This window comes from bacterium, assembly GCA_016708025.1.
GTDB lineage: Bacteria > Zixibacteria > MSB-5A5 > GN15 > FEB-12 > FEB-12.
Genome location: JADJGQ010000001.1, coordinates 756,731 through 772,987, shown reverse-complemented (window position 1 = coordinate 772,987; position 16,257 = coordinate 756,731). Strand labels below are relative to the sequence as shown.

The 16,257-nt window shown below is 54.8% G+C and carries 12 protein-coding genes; 1 reads left to right on the top strand and 11 read right to left on the bottom strand.

Features of this window, described 5'->3' with window-relative positions; genetic code table 11:
* Positions 1 to 31: 31 nt before the first annotated feature.
* Positions 32 to 946, top strand: a complete 915-nt coding sequence (locus IPH75_03355; GenBank protein ID MBK7141104.1) for a tetratricopeptide repeat protein — start codon at positions 32 to 34, stop codon at positions 944 to 946.
* 272 nt (positions 947 to 1,218) lie between these two features.
* On the opposite strand, the gene IPH75_03350 is transcribed toward IPH75_03355, so the two are convergent.
* From IPH75_03350 to IPH75_03300, 11 genes are all read right to left on the bottom strand, one after another.
* The gene (locus IPH75_03350; protein ID MBK7141103.1) at positions 1,219 to 2,457 is read right to left on the bottom strand and encodes a hypothetical protein; all 1,239 of its coding nucleotides are present in this window, start codon (positions 2,455 to 2,457) and stop codon (positions 1,219 to 1,221) included.
* Between the two features lie 121 nt (positions 2,458 to 2,578).
* Complete coding sequence (locus tag IPH75_03345) at positions 2,579 to 4,831, bottom strand: T9SS type A sorting domain-containing protein (GenBank protein MBK7141102.1); 2,253 nt, start codon at positions 4,829 to 4,831, stop codon at positions 2,579 to 2,581.
* Positions 4,832 to 5,148: 317 nt separating this feature from the next.
* Positions 5,149 to 5,433 carry an integration host factor subunit beta gene (locus IPH75_03340; GenBank protein MBK7141101.1) on the bottom strand — a complete coding sequence of 95 codons (285 nt, stop codon included), beginning with the start codon at positions 5,431 to 5,433 and terminating at the stop codon, positions 5,149 to 5,151.
* Between the two features lie 203 nt (positions 5,434 to 5,636).
* Entirely contained in the window at positions 5,637 to 6,545 is a 909-nt protein-coding gene (gene sppA, locus IPH75_03335; GenBank protein ID MBK7141100.1) for a signal peptide peptidase SppA, read from the bottom strand.
* A 15-nt stretch (positions 6,546 to 6,560) separates the two neighbouring features.
* A complete protein-coding gene (locus IPH75_03330) occupies positions 6,561 to 6,962 on the bottom strand; it encodes a LysM peptidoglycan-binding domain-containing protein (protein ID MBK7141099.1) in 402 nt (133 codons plus the stop codon).
* On the bottom strand, positions 6,913 to 8,565 hold the full coding sequence (locus tag IPH75_03325) for a transglycosylase SLT domain-containing protein (protein MBK7141098.1): 1,653 nt from the start codon (positions 8,563 to 8,565) through the stop codon (positions 6,913 to 6,915). Before IPH75_03325 ends, IPH75_03330 begins: the two co-directional genes overlap by 50 nt.
* Positions 8,566 to 8,773: 208 nt before the next feature.
* The gene (miaA, locus tag IPH75_03320) at positions 8,774 to 9,700 is read right to left on the bottom strand and encodes a tRNA (adenosine(37)-N6)-dimethylallyltransferase MiaA (GenBank protein ID MBK7141097.1); all 927 of its coding nucleotides are present in this window, start codon (positions 9,698 to 9,700) and stop codon (positions 8,774 to 8,776) included.
* Complete coding sequence (gene mutL / locus IPH75_03315; GenBank protein ID MBK7141096.1) at positions 9,675 to 11,525, bottom strand: DNA mismatch repair endonuclease MutL; 1,851 nt, start codon at positions 11,523 to 11,525, stop codon at positions 9,675 to 9,677. Before mutL ends, miaA begins: the two co-directional genes overlap by 26 nt.
* Entirely contained in the window at positions 11,522 to 14,122 is a 2,601-nt protein-coding gene (gene mutS, locus IPH75_03310) for a DNA mismatch repair protein MutS (GenBank protein MBK7141095.1), read from the bottom strand. Before mutS ends, mutL begins: the two co-directional genes overlap by 4 nt.
* Positions 14,122 to 15,138 (bottom strand): SPOR domain-containing protein, encoded by a 1,017-nt coding sequence (locus IPH75_03305; protein MBK7141094.1) that lies wholly within the window; start codon positions 15,136 to 15,138, stop codon positions 14,122 to 14,124. Before IPH75_03305 ends, mutS begins: the two co-directional genes overlap by 1 nt.
* Positions 15,139 to 15,167: 29 nt before the next feature.
* A complete protein-coding gene (locus tag IPH75_03300; protein MBK7141093.1) occupies positions 15,168 to 16,256 on the bottom strand; it encodes a tetratricopeptide repeat protein in 1,089 nt (362 codons plus the stop codon).
* Position 16,257: the final 1 nt, after the last annotated feature.

The following is a 16,257-nucleotide window of genomic DNA, read 5'->3' as shown; positions in this document are numbered from 1 at the left end:
GATAACTGTTGCTACACTGGAAGGAGAATGCATGGTAACAAATCGCCACATCGGCGGCATCGCGCGAGTTCTGATCCTCTGCCTCTGCGTCTTTGCTGCCACCACCACCTCACTCTTTGCGCAGACGGATGCCGCCAAAGCAGCCTATAATGAAGGGCAGACGGCCAAACAGGCTAAGAACTACGATGCCGCTGTCGCCGCGTATAAGAAGGCTATCGAGGCCGACGCCTCCTACTATGATGCCTACCTCAATCTCGGCGTCGTTTATTTCGCCACCGAGAAGTATGATGATGCGGTTCAGAATTTCAAACTGGCGACGGAAAAGAAGCCGGACAATACCGAAGCTTTCGTCAACCTCGCCAAAGTACAATCTGTCCTCAAGCGTTACCCGGAATCGATCCAGGCTTTCGAAGGCGCGGTCAAAAACTCCGCTACGCTTGCGGATAGCGCCGCGATGATGCTGGAGATAGCCAAAGTGCAGGGGAAAGCGGGCGACCAGCCTGCTGTGATCGCGACCATCGAAAAAATCCACACATGGAATGCGGCCACTGATGAAACCTGGTATGCACTTGGTAAGGCTTACGAGCGGGAGAAAAATACCAAGTCCGCGATGAATGCCTATGAACAGTCGCTTGCCTTGAAGGCGGACAATGCTCAAGCCCACTTCGCCATCGGCAACCTGCATCTGCAGGCGGAGAAATACGCACTTGCGGCCGAGCAGTTCAAGAGCGCGCTCCAGGATGATCCGAAAAATTACAAGGCCGCTTACAACTACGCGTTTGCAACCGAAACGCTCAACCCGGACAGCATCGACGTTCATCTGACCAACTGGCAGGAATATATTCGCCTGGCGAAGAACCAGCCAAAGGCCCAGGATGATGTTGCCATTGCCACTCAGCATGTCAAAGAGCTGCAGGCTGCCAAAGCGGCCAAAGCCGGCAACTAGTTCGCCCCTATTATGACCAAGGAAAAGCCCTCGCATGCGAGGGCTTTTTTCTGCCTGTCGGAACGGACTTCGGCGCCCGAAATCTGCTTGACAATCCGGGGGATTTTTCGCTACTTTATGTCATCACACACCAGACTACGGAGGGTCCTCAGACGTTAGGCTCATACCTATGCCCAATTTGCTTGGCCGAAGAAGACTCTCCTAAAAAACAGAAAGCCGCCATGGATGGCGGCAGTTCTGCTGTCATATACTTCTGAAGCGGCGTACGTTTTTTATTTCGTCAACTCCACCTTGGTGAAGTCTTCCCAGTCGACCCGGATCTCTTTCCCTTTGCCGGTGTCGATGAATATCCCCTTGTTTCCCGAATCGACATCATTGGATCCGCGCAGGCGGAATGTCCGACCATCGGAGATAGTTACTTCGCAGCTCCGCGAAGTTGTCCGCTCGATTGACTTCACTAATCCCAACTCGATATCGAATTGGAGATCGCGGTACTCGCCATCCAGGATCTCCCAAGAATATTCTTCATCATTATCCCAGCGGATCGTCCCGGTATAAGTGTCGCCGTCTTCGGTCGTCACCGTCCCTTTGAGGCGATGCCCGCCGTCAAACTTGTCATAACTTGGCTGTCCCGGAGCTGGCTTGAATTCAAGCAATTCGAACTGATCCCAGGTTACGGTCACCTGGCCAAAAGCGGGATCGGCAATGATTATGCCATTGTTGCTTTCATCGACATCGTTTGAGCCTTTGAGAATCAGCTCTTCTCCTCCCCTGAGATGAACAGTCGAACCACTCGAGGAATAGCGCTCGATCGATGCGATCTTCTCGAATTTGACCTTGCGATTCCGATCCTTGGATTCCCCTTCGAGCAGATCGGACGAAAAGACTTCGTCGACATCCCACGCCACAAACCCGGTATACGTATCACCGCGGCGTGTCGTCAGCGTGCCGTACAGCCGTTCACCGAGCGAGGACTCCAATCCCGTCTTGGTCGGCATAAACTCAACCTGATCGATATCCTCCCACGACAACTCGGTCTCCCCTTCGCTGTTATCCTCGATTATCAGTTCGCGCATGTTGGAGCCGATATCGGTCGAACCGCCGGACAAGATCACGGTTTCGCCGGACTTGAGGGTCAGTCTCGCCTCATCATCTCCGCGCGCTTCGATCGACTTGATATGGCCGAAACGAATGCCGGACTCCGCCGAACCGGGCCAGCCGTTTTCATCAAAATCCCACTGAGCCACATTCATGCCGAACACTTGCACCTTTTTGGATTTGCGGCGAGAGTTCTGCGAGGACTTGTCGGCGTTATCCTCATCAAGTTCTTTCGTCCCGTTCAGGAGATCGACCCAACTTGCTTCATTCTTATCCCACCGGATCAACCCTTCGTACGTGTCTCCGTCGACTGTGGTGATCTTTCCGTAGATACGTCCCCCGTTGTCGGCGGCCAGTGCGGTTGCCGCGAGTCCCACCAGCAGGGCGGTCAGCAGTAGTCGGGCTCGGATCATAACGCCTCCATCTTGTTTTGCGACATTCTTCTACTGGCTAGTAGTACGAGGAACAGGCCGTCCGGGGTTCACCCGGAACGGCACTTTTTTGCCTGATTGCAGGGTCTAAGAAGGAATTTGGCTACTTCAACAGGATCATTTTCCGGACCTGGCTGGATTCTCCCGCCAGTAACCGGTAAAAGTAGATACCGGATGGCGCATCGCGCCCATTGAGCGTCCGTCCATCCCAGACCAGTGAGTGTTCACCAGCGGACAATTCTCCGACCGAAAGCACTCGAATCGATTGCCCTAGAACATTGAATATTTCAAGGCGAACTGAGGACCGTTCCACCAGCGAATACCTGATCACCGTCGATCCATTGAACGGATTCGGATAGTTCTGTTCCAGACCGAACTGCGGCAAACTATGCGGTGGCTCCGGATCGCCAACATCAGTCGTACTGCTGACCGTGACCTCCCCTGGAATAAACAGAGGGCGCGACCAGCTTCCATCCATGGCCGCTATGTGTAGACTGAAGCTATCGAGCGTGATACTATCCAGTGGGCTAAAGCCTTCCGATGCGGTGGTCAGTATCCGCAGGTTCATCGCTTCGTATTTCCCTGACGGTAAACTGTCGCCTGGGTTTGCCGTAACTACCACGCAGGTACTCCCTGCTTCATTTGAGGCCAACTGCGCCGTTGCACGCGATGCAAGCGTCGGAGTGAGCGTTACAGACCCGATTGCGAAGTAACTGCTGTCCCACGTTAGCGGTATGACCATTCCTCTTGCTGCGCTCTCCAGATAGATCTCAATCGGCAGATCGGTCGAGTCAACAGGAAGACAACTGACCGCCCCACAGATGACCGAGTCCGCGCTGACCGACACGGCCGAATTCACAGTCACCGTTACTACCAGCGATGAGTCACCATTGTCGGTGTCAACAATCCGTACTTCGGCAGAGTGAATTCCCTCGGGAAGGAGTGAAGTGACCGAGAATGAGAGAGTATCCGGTGTTGTCCCCGATGCCGGAGACACTTGCAGCCAGCTTTGCGATGAGACCGCCGAAAAATGCAGACTGTTTAGCCCGGCATGTTCAACCACCACCGTTTGCGCCGACGGGAGCGGACCACCGGGATTCATACTAAACGACAGCGATGCCGGCGTGGCCGCCACATGTGGATCGTTGTACTTTGCGACGGCCGTGTAAATATCAAACCGCCCCAACCGTTTATCGGACCAGGTGACATACCGGTACCGTCCATCGAGGGCAATATCCGGCTGTAATTGCGCACTGTCTGAAGGAGTATGCATGCGCGTGGAGGCGACGCGAACGGCACCATCGGCATCCAGTATTTGCCCCATCACATCCCACGAGGAAGCCGTCGAATCGGCCCAGACCATCCCCACATTCCCCATGCGGTCAGCCGCGACGGCCGGGTCGCGCTGCGGGCGTGTTGACCCATCGGTGTTCAAACGCGTGTCGATCGTCAACGCCTGAAACAGCGTATCAAATTTGCGATAGTAAACATCAGGATTGGTCGGATAACTCCCGTTGCGCCAGTCGGTCCAGACGACATGAAATCTCCCGCGGCCATCGGCCGCAATATCCGGAAATGCCTGTCGCGCAGAACTGATATCGGAATTAGCGCGGAGATTACTCCCGCGCTTGACCCCATTGGCTGAATACATCTGGACGAAAATATCATCACTCCCCTGACGGTTGTCGTACCAGACGACAGCATACCATCCGCCGGGAGCCACAGACACTCGCGCACCATGTTGCTGCGCAGAAGTGACATCATCGTTGATCTTGAAGTTGTTTCCGATGCGCGAACCATCCGCCGCCAGAAACTGACCGAAGATATCCCAGTTTCGATTCCGGTAATCCGCCCAGACCACCATCCCGGTGCCATCGGATGCGATCGCCAGATCGGGAGCCTCTTTCAGAGAATCAGGCAATTCGACTGTCAGTGAGATATTCTCGCCGATCGGACTGCCCGATGAATCGGTCCGCTGGTGATACACATCCGGATCATACGGATAGCTGCTGTTTCTGAAATCCTGCCAGACTGCGGTATACTGTCCCGAGGCAGCCGCACCTAATGCAGGATATGCCTGCCATCCGCTCAGCGTATCGAGATTCATGAGTTGGTTCGAGTTGATGCGCGTCCCGGCAAGGGAAATGCGCTGGAAGTAGATATCGCTCTGGCCACTTCGTTGATCGGCCCAGACGATAGCGAAACTGCCTGAGGGTGCCACCGCGACGCGCGGTCGCTCATGCGTGGTGGCGAGATTGTCGTCATTGACCAGCAAGTCAACAAAATCGGCGTGTGCTCCCGGGGCTATGGCCAGCACGCTCAGGAGCAGAATGCGAGGGATTAAATTCTGTTTCATCACTAGAGTGAAGGCAATAAAAATGCCCACTCGAGTGAGTGGGCATCAAGACTTCGAATCTTACCGAGAAGCTGTTGTGGCTATTACCCTTGCACGGATGCGAGCGTGGGTGAGTCACCGGCTGCATCCGCTGAAGAAAGCTCCAACGGGAAACCACTTCCCTGTACGCTAGGGAAGTTCTTCCGGCATATCAATTAGCGAAGTTTCTTTTTGTGGCGATCAGCGCGTCTACGTTTTTTGCGCTTGTGCGTATTGATTTTATGCCGTTTCCGCTTTCTTCCGCAGGGCATTCATCCTCCATACAGCGTTGCAAAAGGTTACAAGGACAGTTTAGTGATCATGTTTTTGAATTCGTTCGACGGTTTGAAGACCGGAACTTTCCGATCCGGAACCGGCACGACATCGCCAGTGCGGGGGTTCCGCGCCTTGCGTGCTTTGCGCAGTTTGATCTTGAAGGTGCCAAACCCTCTGATCTCAATGTTGTGACCGTTCTCAACCGATTTTTTCACCGTATCAAGAAACGAGTCAACCACTACGGCCACGTCCGTGCGTGTTAGGCCGGTCTTTTCTGCCACTTTCTCGACTAGGTCCGCTTTTGTCACAGCGTCCTCCCTCGACGGTTATGTGTGGTGTGTCTGTTATTCATCTCCAGAACCTCTCCATATGGCTTCCAGCCCTTGCCCGGCCCGTGAAATCCATAAACGTTTGGGGCGCTGGAAGATAATAAACGTTGTCGGGAAAAAAAGGGAAAATTCGCGATTTGTCTATCTTTTTTTGCGTTCCGACCAGAAATTGTCTGCCTAACTCACTGATAGAGATAGAGCAGGCTCGGTCCCGCCAGCTTCTGATCTACCGCATTATTGACCTTACTCAGGGTCTCCCCCAACAGGTCAAAGATGGAAACTTTTTCTCGATAGGTCGGACGGATCACCGTCGGCTCTCCCGAAATCTCCGCCAAATCGGCCGCCAAATTGACTGCTTCATGCAGTCCACCCAACGTATCAATAAGCCCTAAGTTGTAGGCCTGCAATCCAGTATAGACAGAGCCATCCGCCAATGGGTAGATCTCAGTCTTCTCCATCTCCCGGCTCGAGGAGACCACCTCGACGAACTGCTCGTAGGTGCTCTGGACCACCGAATTGAGCATTTCCCGCTCTTTATCGGTCATCGGACGGGCATACGAGCCGACATCCTTGAGCTCCCCGGACTTCACGGTCTCGGTTCCGACCCCGACCTTCCCCATCAGGTCCTGGAAGGTATGGAACTGGAAGATGACGCCGATTGAGCCGGTCAGCGTTCCTGGGTTGGCCACGATCCGGTCACCCGCGCACGCGATATAGTAACCACCTGAAGCTGCTACCGACGCCATGGAGACCACAACCGGCTTCTCGTCGCGGGCGCGCAGCATCGCATCATAGATCTCCTGCGATGGCGCAACTCCGCCACCGGGTGAGTTAACATGCACCACGATCGCCTGAACTGAACTATTGTCGGTGAATCTTTCGAGCTGTCGGATCACCTGCCGAGCCAACCCATCATCGATCGCCCCATACACTTCGATCACGCCGATCCCATTACCGCCGATCGTGCCGAAATCAAATCCACCCGAACTGGTTGCAGCCATGCCGAACAGCATCAGTGCAAACATGCCGATCGCCATGAGTCCCCCCACGGCGATGATCACTCCAATGATCACATCGCGACGTCGTGCCATAGTTTTGGTTGCCCGCTATTCCATATAAATTCTGATCTGTTCGCCGACCTGCAAGGAGAGCGGGTCGAGCGCATTGTTGTCTGCCAGTATTTTCGAAACCGTCGTTTTGTATTTCGCCGCGATCTCGCCCAGCGTGTCGCCTCGGCGCACCTGGTACACGACATACTCCGAAACCGCCGCACCCTCACTGATCACCAGTTGCTGTCCAACAAAGATGCGGGAGCTCTTCCCCATTTTGTTCATCTTACGGATCTTGCTGGTCGAAGTCCCAAACTTTTTGGCGATCTCCGAGATCGTGTCACCCGAACGTACTACGTAGACTTTCGGATTATTGCTTTTCTTGTTCGAGGAAGTCGCGGATGACGACTTACTCTTCTCCGTTTTCGGTACCCCCGGAGCGAACCGAATAGACACCATTGGATGCTTTGTATTCACGTCTGGCGCGCGAGCTGGATTCGGATGATGTTCCCTGACCAACCGGTACCGGGATGATCAGTTCGGTCCCCGTCTTCAGCTTCGTCCCCTTCGACATATTATTAGCCTCGAGGATCGCATACTGCGATACCCCGTAGCGATTGGCGATCTTGGCCAGCGTCTCTTTCTTTTTGACTTTGTGACGTGCCCAGGTCGCCGTCTTGGCTGATTCCATCGACTCATAGGCCGCCAGGAATTTCGAGCGCATGCCGGTCGGCACTTTCAATACATAGTCTTTGGTGTTGGGCGGAGTAACGCTCCGCAGCAACTCGGGATTAAGCGTTTTCAGTTCTTCGGTCGAACACCCCAACGCATCGGCCACCGTCTTGAGCTCAAGCGGACGATCTATCTCTACTTCATCCCAGGTGATCTCCGGCTCAAACTCAATGTTCACAAAACCGTATTTCTCAGGCTCTTTCGCGATATACGTTGCCGCGTAGATCAAGGGGACATAATCCATGGTCTGCTGACGCAGGCGGAGTTTCCAGAAGTCATTCGTCTTCTGCGCTTTAATGGTTCGATCGACTCGCCCCGGTCCACCGTTATAGGCGGCCATGGCCAGATCCCACTTCCCGAATTTCTGATGCAGTTCCTTAAGGAAACGAGCAGCCGCATCGGTAGCCTTTACCGGATCTTTCCGTTCGTCGATCCACCAGTTCCGTTCCAGCCCATAGATCTTTCCAGTCGACGCGATGAACTGCCAGAGCCCCATCGCCCTCGCCCAGGAATAGGCGTGCGGATTGTATCCCGACTCCACCAGGCAGAGATATACCAGGTCATGCGGCAGTCCATGCTTGGAGAGTGTCGTCTTGAAAAGCTTTTCGTATTTCTTGGAGCGCGTCAGATAGCGCGTAAAGGCATCTTTGGCGACCGTCTGGAAATAGACGATCGACTTCTTCACCCGCGCATTCATCTCCAGCGGAAGATCATAGGTGACCGGACCCAGTTCGTCCGTATAAACCTTCATCGAGTCCTGGCGGATACCTTCTTCGATATCGCCAAATCGTTCGATAATCGCCGAGGGCGCCGCCTCATCGTCGAGACGTCCCAGCGAGCGGAGTGAGACGCGGTAATCGCTGATGATGTTATCAACCAGCGTCGAATACTTGACCGCCTCAGGCGTCAATTGCGAATCGGTAACAAAATCCAGATTGGCCAGCGTATTCAGGCCGCGTTCGAAATAGTATTGGGCCTCTTCCCAGCTTCCCTCTCGGTTGGCCAGAACACCCATAGTGTGGTATTCTTCGGCCCGCTGAATAGCCGCCCAGAATTCATCGGATTCAGGACCATAATCGTTCGATGTTTCAGCATCGGACGGCTGGTATGGGCCAGGGACCGGTGTGGTGAAACCGTTGATCTCCGTGCCGGATTCTTCCGCCAGCAACGTATCCTCGGCATTGATTGGTTCCTGGTCGCCGACCGCTGCGGTCTTCTTAGCTTGGTCTGGAGTATTTGGCGATTGCGTGCGCGTTTCGCTGCGGAATCGGGATTGATCTGCCCCGGCTCGTCCACTCGAACAGCCGCCCAACAGACCCATCATCAGCATGCAGGCTGGCAATAGCCATATCAGACACAATTGAACACTTGGCTTCTTGTCAAACATCAACATCTATCCTGTAGCTTCGTTGGGTTTCAGGTGCCTACCTCTATTATCGGCTGCCAGCCTTCCGTACTTAAGGAGGACATATGCTAACCCATTGTCATATAACTGATACGGAAGAAAAAACGGTAAGGCAAGACAGGCAACAAAAAACTTACCCCCCCACCAAAGCCTCACTAAGCTCTTGTACCGTGGCATAATAGAGGCAGCCAGCTTGTCGGCTAAACCAGGTAACCTGCCGCTTAGCATACCGGCGCGTCTCCTGCTTGATTGTACTGGTCGACTCTTCAAGTCCACTCTTTCCTTCCAAAACGTCCAATAGCTGACCATACCCGATGATCGCCGCCCGTCGAATCTGGTCCGTCATCCCCGCTTTCGCCAATCGCTCAACCTCGGCAAACCAGCCCGATCTCAGCATCTCCTCCACTCGTAGGTTGATACGCTGGTAGAGTAACTCTCGTTCCGGATTGAGACAGTGATACTGAAACGTACAATCCGCCTTCCGATGGCTCCCGGTCGCATGCCACTCAGATTTCGATTTGCCGGTCAGGGTGAATATCTCAAGCGCTCGAAGCAGTCGCACCCGGTTATTTGGATGGATCTTGCTCGCCTCCAGTGGATCAACCTGCTTTAGCCGCTCGTGCATCACTTCCACTCCCAGCGAATCCATCTCGGCTTCCAATTGGAGACGGACCTGCATATCCCCCGGTTCAATCTCCACCACACCGTCGGTAAGCGCACGAAGGTAAAGACCAGTTCCTCCCACGATCAGCGGCAGGTTCCCTCTGCGGCGGATCTCGCCGATCACCCGGGAAGCATCCCCGATAAATCGAAAAGCACTGTATCTCTCCCCCAGTTCGATCAGGTCGATCAGGTGATGGGGTACAGCCGCACGGTCCGCTGGCGATGGTTTGGCCGTACCGATATCCAGATGTCGCACGAGCTGGCGGGAATCAGCTGAAATGATCTCGTAGGGTCCGGTCTGCGCCAGAGCCATCGCCACCGATGATTTCCCCGATCCGGTTGGACCGCAGATGATCGGGATCGGTCGCGGATCAGCAGCGCCCGAACTGGCGGTCAAGGTCACCCCGATTGATTTTGATGAAAGTCGGACGCCCGTGCGGGCAGGAGTACTTGTTCTCGCACTGGAGAAGTTGCTGCAATAGTCCGATCGCCTCTTCATCGGTCAGCCGGTCACCGGACATCACCGCCGCGCGACAGGCAATCGACTGGGCCATCGCTTTCTTCAGATCGTATCCACCCTTGGTTAACGAACCGATATCATCGAGTACTTTGGTGAATACCTTCTCCGGCGACTTGCGTGAGAGGATCATGGGGACAGCTTCAATGGAGATCATGCGTCCGCCAAACGGAGCTACCGCAAATCCCGACTTATTGATCAGATCTTCTGCTTCGACGAAAAGCGAAAAACGCTCCGGAGTCAGTTCGATCTGCACCGGCAACAGCAATTGCTGCCCGACTATCGACTGCCGCTCAAGTCGACGCATCGTCTCTTCATACAGCACGCGCTCATGCGCCGTATGCTGATCGACAATGTACAGATCCTCTCCTGCCTGAAGCAGTAGATAGAGATCAGAAAAGCGTCCGACCAGGCGAATACCGCTCGATGGCCCAGTCTCTATCTGCTCGACCGGACTTTCCGGCGACTGGATAGTCGAGGGAGACTCGAGTATCTCACCGGTGGCGCTGTCAACCCGGATAATTCCGCCAGCCTCGGGCGTTCTGAATTGGGGTGGACGATACAGATCACCGAGCATTTCATGACTGGTGATCTGACTCCCGCCGATCCCGGGGATATACCCTTGCCGTGTCGGTTCGCCCTGAGGGAAAAGTCCGTCGTTCGGACGATTCTCCCCTCGTGCCGGAGCCAGAAAAACCGGGATCACGCCATCCTGACGAGTCGCCGTTTTCACCGCATGGTAGATCGCATCGTAGATCTCCCGCTCTCGCGACAGACGCACCTCGGTCTTCGCCGGGTGCACATTCACATCCACCTCGGTTGGCTCAACTTGCAACAGCACGGCTCCGACCGGGTAAACCCCTTTTGGCAACATTTCGCCGAATCCAGCAGACAATGCGTGCGAAAATGTCGTCGAGTGGATATACCGGCCATTGATGAAGATATAATGTCCCCACCGATTGTTACTCGCCTGATCCGGCTTACCGATAAACCCCTGCAATTTGACCGCACCGGTTTCAGCAGTGATCTCCAGCAATTGCTTGCCATATCCCAACAGAGCCGCGACTCGGTCGCGTAATGTCCCGGCCGGGACAGAGAATATCTGCCGTCCATTGAGCGTGTAGGAGAAAGCAACATCGTAGCGTGCCAGTGCCAGCGCAGTGGCCGTGCGCGACAGGTAGCGTGCTTCGGTCGACTCCGCTTTCATAAATTTCCGGCGTGCCGGGGTATTGAAAAACAGGTCGCCGACTTCGATAGTCGTACCCACCGCTCCCGCGACAGGACGCTTTGACTGAAGTACTCCCCCCTCATAAATGATCTCTGTTGCCACCTGGGATTCTGCCACCCGTGAGACCATGCGCGTGCGCGAAACCGACGCTATCGAGGGGAGGGCTTCGCCTCGAAAACCGTATGACAATATCTTCTCAAGATCAGAAAGCCCGGATAATTTGGAGGTCGCATGCCGGGAAAACGCGATCTCGATCTGCTCTTCCGGAATCCCCCAGCCATTGTCGACGATCTTTATCATCTTGGAGCCGGACTGCTCGATAATGATATCAATTCGCGTGGAGCCGGCATCCAGCGCGTTTTCGACCAGCTCTTTCACCACAGCCGCTGGTCGCTCGACGACCTCACCCGCGGCGATCTTGTTGATCAGACGTTCCGGAAGCGGACGGATATTCGGCCGGGTCAGAGGAGCACTCATGACAGCTCCTCCTTTAGCTTACGCAAGAGATCAAACGCCTGCACGGGTGACAGTGTGTTGATATCCAGATCCCGGAGTTTCGTCTCCAAAGCGGATGGCTGGGGATCAAAAAGTGTCGGCTGCATCTTCTCTTTGTAGAGAGACCGTCCCAATTCGGATTGCGTGAACTTTCCTGATTCCAGCAAACGCAGAACAGACTTTGCGCGTTGGATCGTCTGGCGCGGCAGACCCGCCAGTTTTGCGACCTCGATACCGTACGAGTCGTCGCATCCGCCGGGGATGATCTTATGCAGGAATACAACGCGGTCTTCCCATTTCTTGACTGCCACCTGGAAATTGTGCACCGTCGGATAGATCTCCGCCATGCCGGTCAATTCGTGATAATGCGTCGCAAAGACTGTCCGTGATTTCCGCTGATCATTCAGATACTCCACGACCGACCAGGCAACGGAGAGACCGTCGAAGGTCGAGGTTCCGCGGCCGACTTCGTCCAGAAGAACTAGTGATCGCTCCGTGGCATTGTGCACGATATTCGCGGTCTCGATCATCTCGACCAGGAAGGTCGATTGTCCCCGCGCCAGATTATCCAGCGCGCCCACTCGTGTGAATACACGGTCGACCAGTCCGAGATGCACTTTGTCTGCCGGGACCCAGGAACCGATCTGCGCCATGATGACTATCAGGCCGATCTGCCGAAGGTACGTTGATTTTCCCGACATATTCGGGCCGGTCAGGATCAGTATTCGGTTAGTTTCGATCGAGCATTCCAGGTCATTGGAGACAAATGCTCCCGGCGGAAGGACCGCTTCGATCACCGGGTGTCTCCCATTGGTGATCTGCAGGAGGTCATCCTCGTGAATCTCCGGGCAGCAGTAGCCACGTGTGACCGCCAGTTCAGCCAGCGATGAGACCAGATCGATCTCCGCTAATATCTCCGCCGTCCTGAGGATCAGATTGATCGATCCGTTCAGGTGATCGATCAACTGCTGGTACAATTCCAGTTCCAGTCGGTTGATCTTCTCTTCGGCGGCCAGGATCAGCTCTTCTTTTTCTTTCAGCTCCGGTGTTATATAGCGCTCGGCATTCACCAGAGTCTGCTTGCGGATATACTCGGATGGTACAGACGCGGCATTGGCGCGCGTTATCTCTATGTAATAGCCGAAGACCTGATTAAAGCCAACCTTGAGCGTCGCGATCCCGGTCCGATCTCGTTCTACTTTCTGCAGTGACCCGATATACAGCCGCGCCTCTTTAATGGAGTCATTCAGATGATCTAGCGCCTCCGCGTATCCTTGCCTGAATATCCCCCCCTTTTGCGCAGACAATGGCGGCTCATCAACCAAGGCAGAAGAGATTCGCAGACTCAAACCAGTTGTATCCGGGATCTCGGCCGCGAGTTCTTTCAGGTGCGCGGAAAACGCCGGCCCAAGGACTGACTTCAGGTGTTGAGCCGTCGAAAGCGCCTGCCCCACTGATCCCATCTGTCGCGGATTCAGTTTGCCGATACCAAGTCTGCCGGCCAGTCGCTCCAGATCGGGGAGTTGCTTCGTTTGCTGACGGATCAGGTAGCAAAGGTCGCGATTTTTGACCAATTCGGTCACGCCAGATTGGCGACGTTCTATCTTTGCTTTGGAGCGAAACGGTCGAAGCAGATTTGAGCGAAGCCTCCGGCGTCCGGCATCCGTGTGACAGAGATCCATCACCGCCAAGAGCGAATTCTCTTCAGTGGAATTGGCGGTATTCTTTACCAGTTCCAGATTCCGGACTGTGCTGTAATCGAGCGGCATAAAGGCTGAGTCATCGTAGCGGATCAGCTGGGTGATGTGCGAGAGCTGCTCACGGTGATTCTCTTTCAGGTACCGAAGGATCGCCCCCGCCGCGGTGATCGCTAGCGGGGCATGGTCGACGCCGAAAGACTCGAGAGTGACCGTCCCGAAATGGCCGTTAAGTTCGCGACGTGCGGTCGGCAGATCAAAATTGTACTCTTCGTAGGGGGTCAGTTGCGCCGCTGTCCGACTATATCCGAGCAGATCGGCCACCGCATTCTTTTCGGTGGTTGCGGGGAAAAGCAGTTCCGACGGCTCCGCGACGCGAAGTCGCTCAACCATCAACTGCGCATCTCCTTCATCTACCTGAAACTCCCCGGTCGCGATATACAGCGTGGCGATCCCGATCCGATTCGAATCTTTCTGGTACAACGCCGCAAGACAGGCGATTCGAGCAGGCTCTTCGGGTGAGTCGATGGTCGAGGTACCCGGCGTGACGATCTCAACGATCTCCCGCTTGACCAGCCCTTTGGCGGTCTTCGGATCTTCCACCTGCTCGACAATGACTACCTTTTCGCCACGAGCAGCCAGGCGTGAAAGATAGCGGTCCATCGCATGATACGGCACTCCCGCCAAGGGTACCCGTTCGGAGTTGCCGTGCGAGCGCGAGGTCAGCGCGATCCCGAGCATCGGCGCGGCCTTGACGGCATCCTCGCCAAACATCTCATAAAAATCCCCCATCCGGAAGAAGAGGATCTTGTCTGGGTGTTGTGCTTTGATCGCCTGATATTGCCGCATCAGCGGCGTAAGAGAAGAATCATTGGTCTGCATCAGCGCGGGACAACTTCGTACGTCTCACCGTACCGTTTCTGCAGTTTCTGGCGCGCTTCTTCAGCGGCGCGAAGGTCTTTATACTCGCCGATATATACCACCCAAAGCGTCCGGCCGTCAGATTCTTTTTTCTCCACCTTGGTCGGCAGCCGTTCTCTTCGCAAGCGGTCGACTTGTTCGTTGGCGAATTTCTGCGATGAAAACGCCCCTGCCTGAATCGCATATTTTTCCGCTTTCGGGAGCGGCTTTGGCTTAGCGGACTGTGTTGTGATCGTCATCTTAGGGCGAGCCGATTGTCCCAGTTGCCGCGCAAGGAGGTCGAGACCGATAGCCGATGGGTACTCTTCCCGCAGCAACTCGTAACAGCGCATAGCCTCTTCGATCTCCCCTTTCTCCATATGATATTCCCCTAGGATAGCCATCGCCTGCGGCACTGCGATCTCAGAACTGCTTGCGGAGAGATCGCGTAGCTTCTCCACGCCGGTTTCGTCACCGCGCGAACCCAGGAGTATTCGGGCAAGATCCATCTTTCCCCAGTCGGCCGACTCTCCCCGGCTATTCGCTTTCATATACCGTTCATTAAGACCCAGAGCCGCCGTACGGTCTCCGTTCATTTCTTCGGCCAGGATGCGTATGCGAGCCATCGCGACGCGGTGCTTCCCCTTTTCAAACCGGGTCCGGTACTCATTGGTGATCTCCGAGACTCTGCCCAGATTATCCATCTGCAAGTAATACTGGGCCAGCCGAATGTAAATCTCTTCTTGAAACTTGACGGAAACCGACCGGGTCAAGGCGGTCTCAAAGAACTTTGCGGCCCGGTCCCCTGACCGTTCCAGTAGCCCGTGCAAAAAGAGGAGATTGCCGTTTGAATTGACGTCCTTCATTTCGGCCAGACGGTCTGCTGCCGCCCGCCATCTCCCCTTCTGGATAGCCTGGTAGATCTCGTCAATGTCATCTGCGCGCCCGGCGGCTGGAAGAACCAGCGCCAGCGCAACGGCCAGTACAATGATTTTCATGATAGGTGCCGCTATGGCAGGTTCACGGGTTAACTGCGAATGACCGCGGGATTCCCCGGCTTCGCCGGCGATCGCTTCCGATCACGCTTAAACTCAAGCGCTCGCCGAAGTTCATGCAGTCGCTTGTTGTCGCCCAATTCAAGATAGATCCGGACCAATTCCACTATCGCAAACGGATCCTCAGGCTGTTCATCGAGGATCGCTTCAAGCATCTCCTCGGCCGCCTCAAGATCCCCTTTCTTCACATAAAACTCCGCCATCGCACGGCGAGCTTCAAGATTTTTCGGCGAATGCTCCAAAATCTGGCGGCAGATCTCAACTATCTCTCCGAACCGTCCCAGTGTGAAGAGCACATTTTTCAGCCGGTCGATCACCAGGTGCGCCTGCTCCGGGACCGCCTCGATCAGCTTGGTCCAAAAATTGACCGCATCCTCGAATCGCTCTTCCTCGCGATATGAATCACCCACCGCGATATAGGCGGGCACGAATGATGGATCAATACTGATCGCTTCTTTATACGCAATTCTCGCTTTGTGGTATTCACGCGTTTTGTACAACTGCTCACCCTGCTGGAATTTGAACCGCGCCAAAGGCGTTTTCGACTTATTCCCTTCCAGCTTCAGCAACTGCACCGCCGTATCGTAAGCCTCTTCCCACTGCCCGGCCTTTTCCTGGAGTTTGAGGCGTGTGACAAAGGCCCAATGGTTCTCCGGCTCCAGTGTCGCCAGTTCTTTGAGCGCGGCATCGGCCGTCGTATGGTCATTGAGAGCGAGATAGTCCGAGGCCAGTTCTCGAAGGATCGAAATCTTGTCGGATTTGGTCAGACCATAGCGAAGAGTCAGATCTTTGTGTACCTGCAACGCGCGGTCCGGCCGATTGTGCTCTCGCAATAATTGGCCGAGTCGAAGATACGCGTCGATATTGCCGGCATCTTCCGCCACCACCTGCCGAAGTTTGGTGAAAGCCGATTCCTGCTTTCCATCCAGCAGATTACGGAGTGCCTCGACATACATCGACGGTTCGATATGCTGAGTTTTTTTATAGAAGCGCTCATACATCAAGTAGAAGGCGAGCGCACCAAAAACGAACACGAGCAATAATAAGAGCGCATCAAGCATG

Excerpts from the sequence above, each read along its gene's own strand:
- IPH75_03355 (MBK7141104.1), top strand. The coding sequence starts at position 32 with ATGGTAACAAATCGCCACATCGGCGGCATCGCGCGAGTTCTGATCCTC.
- IPH75_03350 (MBK7141103.1), bottom strand. The coding sequence starts at position 2,457 with ATGATCCGAGCCCGACTACTGCTGACCGCCCTGCTGGTGGGACTCGCG.
- IPH75_03345 (MBK7141102.1), bottom strand. The coding sequence starts at position 4,831 with ATGAAACAGAATTTAATCCCTCGCATTCTGCTCCTGAGCGTGCTGGCC.
- sppA (MBK7141100.1), bottom strand. The coding sequence starts at position 6,545 with ATGGCACGACGTCGCGATGTGATCATTGGAGTGATCATCGCCGTGGGG.
- IPH75_03330 (MBK7141099.1), bottom strand. The coding sequence starts at position 6,962 with ATGGTGTCTATTCGGTTCGCTCCGGGGGTACCGAAAACGGAGAAGAGT.
- IPH75_03325 (MBK7141098.1), bottom strand. The coding sequence starts at position 8,565 with ATGCTGATGATGGGTCTGTTGGGCGGCTGTTCGAGTGGACGAGCCGGG.
- mutL (MBK7141096.1), bottom strand. The coding sequence starts at position 11,525 with ATGAGTGCTCCTCTGACCCGGCCGAATATCCGTCCGCTTCCGGAACGT.
- mutS (MBK7141095.1), bottom strand. The coding sequence starts at position 14,122 with ATGCAGACCAATGATTCTTCTCTTACGCCGCTGATGCGGCAATATCAG.
- IPH75_03305 (MBK7141094.1), bottom strand. The coding sequence starts at position 15,138 with ATGAAAATCATTGTACTGGCCGTTGCGCTGGCGCTGGTTCTTCCAGCC.
- IPH75_03300 (MBK7141093.1), bottom strand. The coding sequence starts at position 16,256 with ATGCTTGATGCGCTCTTATTATTGCTCGTGTTCGTTTTTGGTGCGCTC.